Genomic DNA, 8,479 nt, shown 5'->3' with positions numbered 1-8,479 from the left:
CAGGCCAGTTTTTTAAGGATAGCCTTTTTGAAAGTTCATCCTTAACAGGAAGAGAGTTATCACTGAAAGCGGAAGGATTATTAGATGAATGGTTTTCCTATTTCTTAAGCGATTATATTACAGAATGGAATTCCAATGCATACATTCCAGTGGATGTGTTAGGGCTTTGCTCGTTATATAACTTAGCAGAGGATGGCTGTAAGTATAAAGCATTTGCTAAGGAAGGGTTAAACCGTCTCTTTTATGATATGGCGGTCAATTCGCATGACGGAGCTATCATGACGACATTTGGTAGAAGTTATGAAAAAGAATTAAAGGGTAACTATACCGCAGGAACTACCTCTCTACTCTACATTGCTTATAATCACGGATGCTTAAACCGTGCAGCACTTGCTTATATAGCCTTTATTTTGGGTGATTATGAGCCTCCTATTGATTATAATCGCTATCTGTCATTAGGAGATAAAGAAGAACTTATCTGGGAAAAGACACAAGGTTTTGAAAAGCATGTAGATCTCTATATGTATAAAAACAATCGTGTGCAGTTATCTACAGCAGTAAATTTCAGACCATTTACTGAAGGGTACCAGGAACACATTATGCAAGCTACAATAGATAAGACAGCACAAGTATTTATTAATCATCCCGGTGAAATTCAGCCTTATGGTAATGGAAGACCGAATTTTTGGGCTGGAAATGGTAGTTTGCCTCGTGGAGTTCAGTATAAAAATATAGGAATTTTGGAATATCATATTCCAGAAACACATCGTATTGATTTTACACATGCTTATATACCACTACAAGAATGTGATAATTATATTGGCGATGTGAGTTGTGTAGTGATTGAAAAAAATGATTCCTACATTGGTGTTCTTGCGCAACAAGGATTAATGATGCAATCAGTGGGACCTTGTAAATTCCGCGAATTTATTAGTTTTGGCCGAGATAATATTTGGGTTATTAAAGTGGGAAGAAAAGAAGAATATCAATCCCTACAAAATTTCTATGCGCATATGAAGAAAACCTTAATACAAGCAACAGAAACTGGATATGAAATAATTGATTCAGAGTATGGAAGTTTTAAATTGGAAAAGGATGATGTTTTATATCAAGAGAAATCGATGCTACGAAAAGAGCATTTATCAAGCCAAGGAATACTAAATATCTCCACAATCCAAACTCATACGACGGAGTAGCACAACAGAAAAGTGAGGATTTGCAATGGCAACAAGAGAAATGATAGAACAACAACTGAATTTGGTAAGTGACCGAATGATGTTATTAAAGAATAATGGTGCGAAAGAAAAGTATCCGGTTAGTCTGATTGATATGGAGTGCTGGGAGTGGCCACAAGGGGTCGGTCTCTTTGGATTATACCAGTATTACTGTAAGACCAAAGAGGAAACTATTTTAAATTTCTTAATTCGTTGGTATAACCAGAGAATTGAAGAAGGAATCTATGAAAAGAACGTAAACACAACATCACCGATGCTCACGTTAACATATTTATATGAGATTACAAAGAAAGAAAGTTATCTAAACTACATTCAGTCTTTTGTTGATTGGATCATGGAAGAAAAAGGGTTGATTCGAACGAAAGATGAGTGTTTTCAGCATATGATTACAGGTGATCCAAACGACGGTGAAATCTTAATTGATACGATTTTTATGACTGTTCTTTTCTTAGGAAGAGCTGGTAAAATCTTAAACCGTCAAGATTGTATCGATGAAGCCAATTATCAGATTATCAACCATATCAAATATCTTTTTAACAAAGAGGAAGGCCTGTTTTATCATGGTTGGAATTTTAACAAAAATAACAATTATGGAAAAGTAATGTGGGCTAGAGGTAATAGCTGGTATACGGTAGGAATTATAGAATACCTTGAGCAAACAAAATTGGATACTGCAATTGCACGCCATTTCTTAAGTGTATATAAGATGCAGGCAGCAGCATTAAAGAAATATCAAGATCCTAAGTTAGGTTTGTGGCATACGGTTATTAATCATGATGAAACCTACATTGAAATATCAGCGTGTTCTGCATTTTTAGCAGGTATTATGAAGGGAGTAAGATTAGGCTACTTATCAAAAGTTGACTATCTTCCCGTTATTATAGAGGGTGTAAAGCAGATATTACCTTATATTACGAAAGATGGAGTGGTCGAAAGTGTCTCTTATGGAACTCCAATTGGTCACGATGTTGAATTTTATCAAAACATACCATGCTGTCCGATGACCTATGGACAAGCACTAATGATTGTTATGCTTCAAGAACTGTTAGAAGAAGAGTGGGAAGAGTTACTTACGCAACTGTAAACATAAGTGTTACGAATAGAGGTAGTGTATGAAACAACGTGTTTTTTATGAGGAATTCGAGCCTTTTTACTATTATAATGGAAATACGCAGGATTGGAATATGGAGGGATTTCATTTTCATAAAAACTATGAAATTATTCTATTTATGTCGGAGGGGGCTTCCATATATATCAATGATCGAGTATTCAAGGTTAAAAAGGGTGATTTATTTTTAATTAATAATCGAGAGTACCATAAAACAGAGGGTGTAGAAGGGAAAGAGTACAAGAGATTTGTATTAATGTTTGACCCTGAACCCATTGTTCAGTTAGGGACCACAATGGGGTATTCATTTACCAAGTACTTTGAGGAAGATTCAGAAGATTTTATCCATATGATAAGGTTTTCAGAGGAACACCTGACTGAGATAATTAAGTTGTTTCAAAAAATTGAAGCATTGCATCTGAATTGTAATACAAAACATGACAATATGAGAATGACATTAGCAATGTTAGAGCTGATTGTATATGTAAATCAACAGTTTGATTTTTTAACAATCAGCGAGGAACGCGGTAAGGAACATGAATTAATACTAGAAAACAGTATTGAGGACCGTGAGCTAATTGAACAAATTAAGAAATATATCAATGCTAATATAGAGAATAAGTTAGACTTGGTAGAAATAGCAGATTATTTTTATATGAATAAATATTATCTAAGTCATTATTTTAAGAAGAAAACTGGTTTCACAATGAGTCAGTATATCTCCAATTGTAAGATTGCAGCTGCTAAGACGATGTTGAAAAAAGGATATTCGGTAACCGAAACAGCAGTTGCACTATCTTACAACAGTGATAGTCATTTTGTTAGTATCTTTAAAAAGATGACAGGGACAACACCAAAGAAGTGGTCGCAAGAGTAGGATAATTTATTCATGATATGGCTGGTTTGACTTACGAAAATCAGAAGGTGACACCATACAAAATTTCTGAAATACACGGTTGAATTGTGAAAAACTAGTAAATCCGCAGTTGGAAGCAATTTCTGTAATCTTAGAATGAGTATTAATTAGAGCAAACTGTGCATTTCTAATCCTTGTCATTTGGATGTAATGAGTCAGGGTATAACCAGTTATCTTTTTAAATTGGTGTGATAAATAATAAGGGCTGATATAGAACTGCTTTGCAAGTTTTTCTAATGTAATATCTTCTTGATAATGGTTGTGTATATAAAAGGTAATGTCGTATATTTTACGATTTAGATCATTTTCAAAATCCTCTTTTATATAAATATTATGGGAATCAAGTTCCCAAAGTTTGTGTAAAAATTCAACGAATTTATGGTGAATGAGAATTTTTTTTAACTCTTCGGGAATTAACTTCTTTGATAACTCAAAAATTTCATTCAAAACATGATTGAGAATTGCTGTTTTCGTTTGATCAAAGCGATAAATTGGTACGGCATTATAAAACGGTTTTAAAATACTTTGAAAAGCAAGGTCTGTTAGGAAAAAGGATTCTGGTAAGATAAAACTAATAATTAGTCTTTTACTAGGTAAACCAGGGGAGTATACAGTTTTGTGAAGAAGCGAAGGGCGTAGTAAGACGATATCATTCATTTTAATGTCATAAGGGATACCATTAATTATGTGGCAGGCTTTAGGACTTAAGAGAATGTGTATTTCATAAAATGAGTGAAAATGTTGAAAGTCCATATTAACTTGATAGGATCGCTCATCATAGTCAAAATGATAAAATAAAGAATCTTCACCAGTATTAATCTTAATTTGATAGTTTTGTTCGTAAAGTAAATTATTATGCATCGAAGAAAGCCTCCCTTTGCGATAATTTTATAATAAGAAAGCAAAATATGCAATGTTTTATGGACGCTTTGACAAAATAACGATAGATTTTGACGTAAAAAATCAATATACTTAGCCTACATCGATTCATATATCAATATATTTTAAGAAAATGAGGAAAGAAATACAAATGATGAATACTATGTCAAAACGATCTACGGTTATGATTGCTGTAAGTTTTATGATTTTAATGATAGCACTAGGAATGAATGATTCTCTTCGTGGGATTTTCGCTCCAGCATTTGAAGAACATTTCTCTATCAGTAGCATGCAGTTGTCAGTCATTATTATGGTGAGTTATTTGGGTAATTTAGTTTTTGTTTCTGTAGGTGGTAATTTACTTGATCGATTCAATAAAAAGACAGTAATTCTATCCGTATTGGCGTTATGGATGGCCGCCATTACTACCTATGTGGTAACAGATAGTTATTTGTTTTTGTTAGTAGGTATGTTTATTACGATGGGAACCTCCACATTGTTAAATACAGCAATCAGTATTTTAACACCTATAATTTTTGTGGTTTCTCCTATCTTCATGGTGAACTTATTTTACTTTGTACAAGGGCTTGGTACTTCTGGTAGTCAGAACATTATAGGTAGATTCTTTTATGAGTTTGCTTCCTGGAAGTATATTAATCTTGTGTTACTTTTACTTGGGCTGATTAGTTTTATTCTGATAGCCATGACAAAATTTCCAACGATAGAACATAAGAAAGAAAAGAAAAAGATTTCTTATGCACAGGTAGTTAAAACAAGAGGATTTCTATTATTAATCATTATCTTTGGGACTTATTTTATTGCAGAACACGGAATCTTAAACTGGTTTCTAACTTATGCAGTAAATGGATTGCAGATTAACCAAGCAAAAGCATCATCGATTTTGTCGTTATTCTTTGGCGGTATTATGATAGGGCGACTTTTATTTGCACCACTTGTGCAAAAGATAGGGGCACTAAAGAGTATTCAAATATTTGGAGGTATGGGTACTGCATTATTTGTTCTTGGCTTTCTATTTAAGACAAATGGTCTTTGGTTACTTGGGATTTCAGGGCTTTCGGTATCGATAATTTATCCTACACTACTTCTTTTGATTCGCTTCGTATTTCCGGAGGAAGTTGTAGCAACAGCAACAGGAGCCATTGTAAGTATCGCAACTTTATTTGATATTGGCTTTAATTTAATTTTTGGAGGCTTAGTAATTGCCCTTGGTTATCAAATCAGTATGATGATACTTCCAATTTGTATGATAGCTTTTTTTAGTAGTTTTCTTGTTTTGAAAAAGAAAGTAGGCGCATAAAAAATTTCTTATTTTTGGGTGGTTGGTTGGGTTTGCGTCAACGGAAGCAAAAAATGCAATATAATTTGATTTAAATAACTTAATATGCGTAGATATTGTTCCTCGTTTTTTGTATGATTGGCTTATACAAAAGGTAAGGGAGAGTAGTTTAAAACATTAGGTTTCAACTACTAAGTAGCGCAGTATTCAACTTCCTAGCAAGTTAAATACGCAGAAAGAGGTTAAGATGAAACAAAAAGATTGGAATGAAGTGATATCACTTTATGCAACTAGTTTTGAAAAGGTATTGTACGAAGAAGATACTGCATTTATGGATGGTATGAAAAAGAATGCTTTAGTAAATGATGATATTAGGCGTTATCAGCATTGGGAATGGACACAGGGTGTTGGTTTATATGGATTCTGGAATTTATATCAGTTCACAAAAGATGAGAAGTATTTATCAATTTTAACAAGTTACTATGAAAGACAAATTAAGTTAGGGCTACCGAGTAAAAATGTAAATACAATGGCACCAATGTTAACATTAGCTTTTCTAGCAGAGCATCTAAAACGTGATGATTATATGAAATTATGCGTAGAATGGGCAGAATTTGTTATGAAGGACTTCATAAGAACAAAAGAAGGAGGCCTTCAGCATATAACTTCTGATACCCTAAATGATCAGGAGCTGTGGGATGATACTTTATTCATGACAGTGCTGTTTTTGGCTAAGGTAGGTAAGATTTTAAACAATCAGGCATATATAGAAGAAGCAAAATATCAATTTATGCTTCACTTAAAATATCTTTGTGATACAAAAACTGGGCTTTGGTATCATGGATGGACCTTTGAAGGAAACCATAACTTTGCGAGTGCTTTTTGGGGAAGAGGAAATTGTTGGATAACAATTGCAATACCAGAATTCTTAGAAATGATTGAATGTGATCATGTTGTCAAGACAATGCTTACGAATGCATTGATAAGGCAGGCTGAAAGTTTAAAAAAGTTTCAGGCACAAAATGGTATGTGGCGTACGTTAGTCGATGATGAAACTTCCTATGTAGAAGCGAGTGCAACTTGTGGGTTTGGTTATGGATTATTAAAAGGTGTTTCCTTAGGGATTTTAGATGAAAGTTATACAGAGGTGGCATTAAAACCACTCAATGAAATCTTAAATTATACCAACGAAGAAGGAATTTTACACCAAGTGTCTTATGGCACTCCAATGGGACGAGATTCGAAACAGTTTTACAAAGATATTGAATTAAAGCCAATGCCATATGGACAGGCATTAGCGATGCTTTACTTAATGGAAGTAATGAAACTTCAAAATAAATAAAAGGAAGGTAGAAACTTATGAGAAAGTTATTAAAAAATGTAACTCTAGCATTAACAGTAGTAGCATTGGGGGCATCTATGATAGGATGTAGTGCGAATAAAAGCAATGACGCAGGTCAAAATGGTAGTAAGACTGGTACATTAAAAGTATTACTTCCAGAAGATAAAGGAGAGCAAGATCCACTCAATATTGCGTTAGAACAGTGGAGCAAGGAAACAGGTAACAAACTTGATAAAATCATTATTTCCCATGATGATCAGTTACTTAAGTTCCCAGCAATGGCAAAAAACAAAGATCTTCCAGATTTAATTGCTACAACAAGATTACATCAGTTATATCCAGAAGAATTCGTAGATATGTCTACCGTTGTTGATACAAGCTTATTTGAAGAATCAGCGTTAAAGATTGTTGGTCAAGATTATAAATCTGATAAGATTTCAGGTCTTCCAAGACAGTTTACAACAACATGTATGTTTTATAATGCAGATGCATTAAAAGCTGCTGGCGTAGAGGCACCTACACTAGATAATCCATGGACATGGGATGAATTATATGCGAATGCAGAAAAGATACAACAAAGTGGTGCAGCAAAATATGGTTTTGCGGCTGATGTATCTAGAGCTAGATATGATATCTTAATGTATGCAAATGGTGGTTCCTTAGTGCAAAAAGATGGCGACACTTTTAAGGTAACTGTCAACAGCGCACAAAATGTTGATACCTTAACTAAGTTTGTGGAAGCAAATAATAAGGGTGTTATGCCAAAAGCAATTTGGGCTGGTGGTTCTACTGATAATCCAGTGGAATACTTCAAAAATGGTGATGCAGCTATCCTATTATCAGGTTCTTGGAACTACACTCCTATTAGTTCAGATGTAAAATTTGAATTTGGTGTTATGCCATCACCGAAGGGAACTTCTTCACAAGGTGCAATCATTGGAGGAGAAGCATTAGCAGTTCCTGAAAAAGCTCCAAACAAAGAATTAGCATTAGAGTTCATTAAATGGTTCTACGAAGAAAATAATTTCAAAAATTATATAGAAAATGATAAAGGGTTATCTGCAATTAAATCAGTTGTATACACTCCAGCAGATGCAAAAGTTGCAGACGATTTTAAAGTAATTCAAAGTGAAGTTTCTAATGTAACGGAATCTTTTAGAGTAGATGAAAGCTCTGCTTGGAGAACTTACAAAGATAATGAATACAGAGATTATATCAAACGTGCTGTAAGTGGTGAATTAACTCCACAAAAGGCATTAGATTCATTCGCTAAAGAATTAAGCGACTCTTCAAAGTGGGAAATCGCTAAATAAGCTATTCGTGAGTTAGTGATTGTAGTCCAGTAGTAAAAAAACTAAATATTTCAATGTAGTAAATCATGTGATGAGGATTGCATGCCACATGGTGGCAATGAGGTAGAGCTGGTAGCGTAAGCGGATTGCGAATATCCCTTGACAGTTCTCACATGATTTACTGCATAAATATAGTTGGAACAATCTAAACTGCACGTGCTTTGAATTTACAGGAGGAAGAATAAATGCGTAAACAGAAACAGGCATTTTGCCATACCCGTGCGTTCTGGTTGTTCGTTGCACCAGCGCTGTTTTTATTCTCAATATTTTTCATACTTCCATTAATCTTAAGTATTGTTTTTTCCTTTACAAACTTCGATGGTTGGAAAACTATGGATTTTGTAGGGTTT

Annotated in this window: 6 protein-coding genes and 1 pseudogene; 6 read left to right on the top strand and 1 reads right to left on the bottom strand. The window is 34.0% G+C overall.

Annotated features, from left to right (window positions below):
* From RTP52_RS07755 to RTP52_RS07745, 3 genes and pseudogenes are all read left to right on the top strand, one after another.
* Window positions 1-1,196 (top strand): annotated as a pseudogene (locus RTP52_RS07755) (hypothetical protein); the annotation flags it as partial.
* Between the two features lie 25 nt (window positions 1,197-1,221).
* On the top strand, window positions 1,222-2,319 hold the full coding sequence (locus RTP52_RS07750; protein ID WP_312370305.1) for a glycoside hydrolase family 88/105 protein: 1,098 nt from the start codon (window positions 1,222-1,224) through the stop codon (window positions 2,317-2,319).
* Between the two features lie 28 nt (window positions 2,320-2,347).
* Window positions 2,348-3,220 (top strand): AraC family transcriptional regulator, encoded by an 873-nt coding sequence (locus RTP52_RS07745; protein ID WP_312103195.1) that lies wholly within the window; start codon window positions 2,348-2,350, stop codon window positions 3,218-3,220.
* Window positions 3,221-3,226: 6 nt separating this feature from the next.
* Here the strand turns inward: RTP52_RS07745 and RTP52_RS07740 are convergent, their stop codons facing one another.
* Window positions 3,227-4,120 (bottom strand): AraC family transcriptional regulator, encoded by an 894-nt coding sequence (locus RTP52_RS07740; protein ID WP_312103193.1) that lies wholly within the window; start codon window positions 4,118-4,120, stop codon window positions 3,227-3,229.
* 169 nt (window positions 4,121-4,289) lie between these two features.
* Between RTP52_RS07740 and RTP52_RS07735 the strand changes: the two genes are divergently transcribed.
* From RTP52_RS07735 to RTP52_RS07725, 3 genes are all read left to right on the top strand, one after another.
* Window positions 4,290-5,456, top strand: a complete 1,167-nt coding sequence (locus tag RTP52_RS07735) for an MFS transporter (protein WP_312103191.1) — start codon at window positions 4,290-4,292, stop codon at window positions 5,454-5,456.
* 226 nt (window positions 5,457-5,682) lie between these two features.
* On the top strand, window positions 5,683-6,777 hold the full coding sequence (gene bglB / locus RTP52_RS07730) for a beta-galactosidase BglB (protein WP_312103189.1): 1,095 nt from the start codon (window positions 5,683-5,685) through the stop codon (window positions 6,775-6,777).
* Window positions 6,778-6,794: 17 nt separating this feature from the next.
* Window positions 6,795-8,090 (top strand): ABC transporter substrate-binding protein, encoded by a 1,296-nt coding sequence (locus RTP52_RS07725; protein WP_312103187.1) that lies wholly within the window; start codon window positions 6,795-6,797, stop codon window positions 8,088-8,090.
* Window positions 8,091-8,479: the final 389 nt, after the last annotated feature.

It is taken from the genome of Lachnoclostridium sp., from assembly GCF_031997925.1.
Taxonomy (GTDB): Bacteria; Bacillota; Clostridia; order Lachnospirales; family Lachnospiraceae; genus Lachnoclostridium.
The sequence above is the reverse complement of the archived record's forward strand: the minus strand, read 5'-3'. Positions and strand labels throughout refer to the sequence as shown.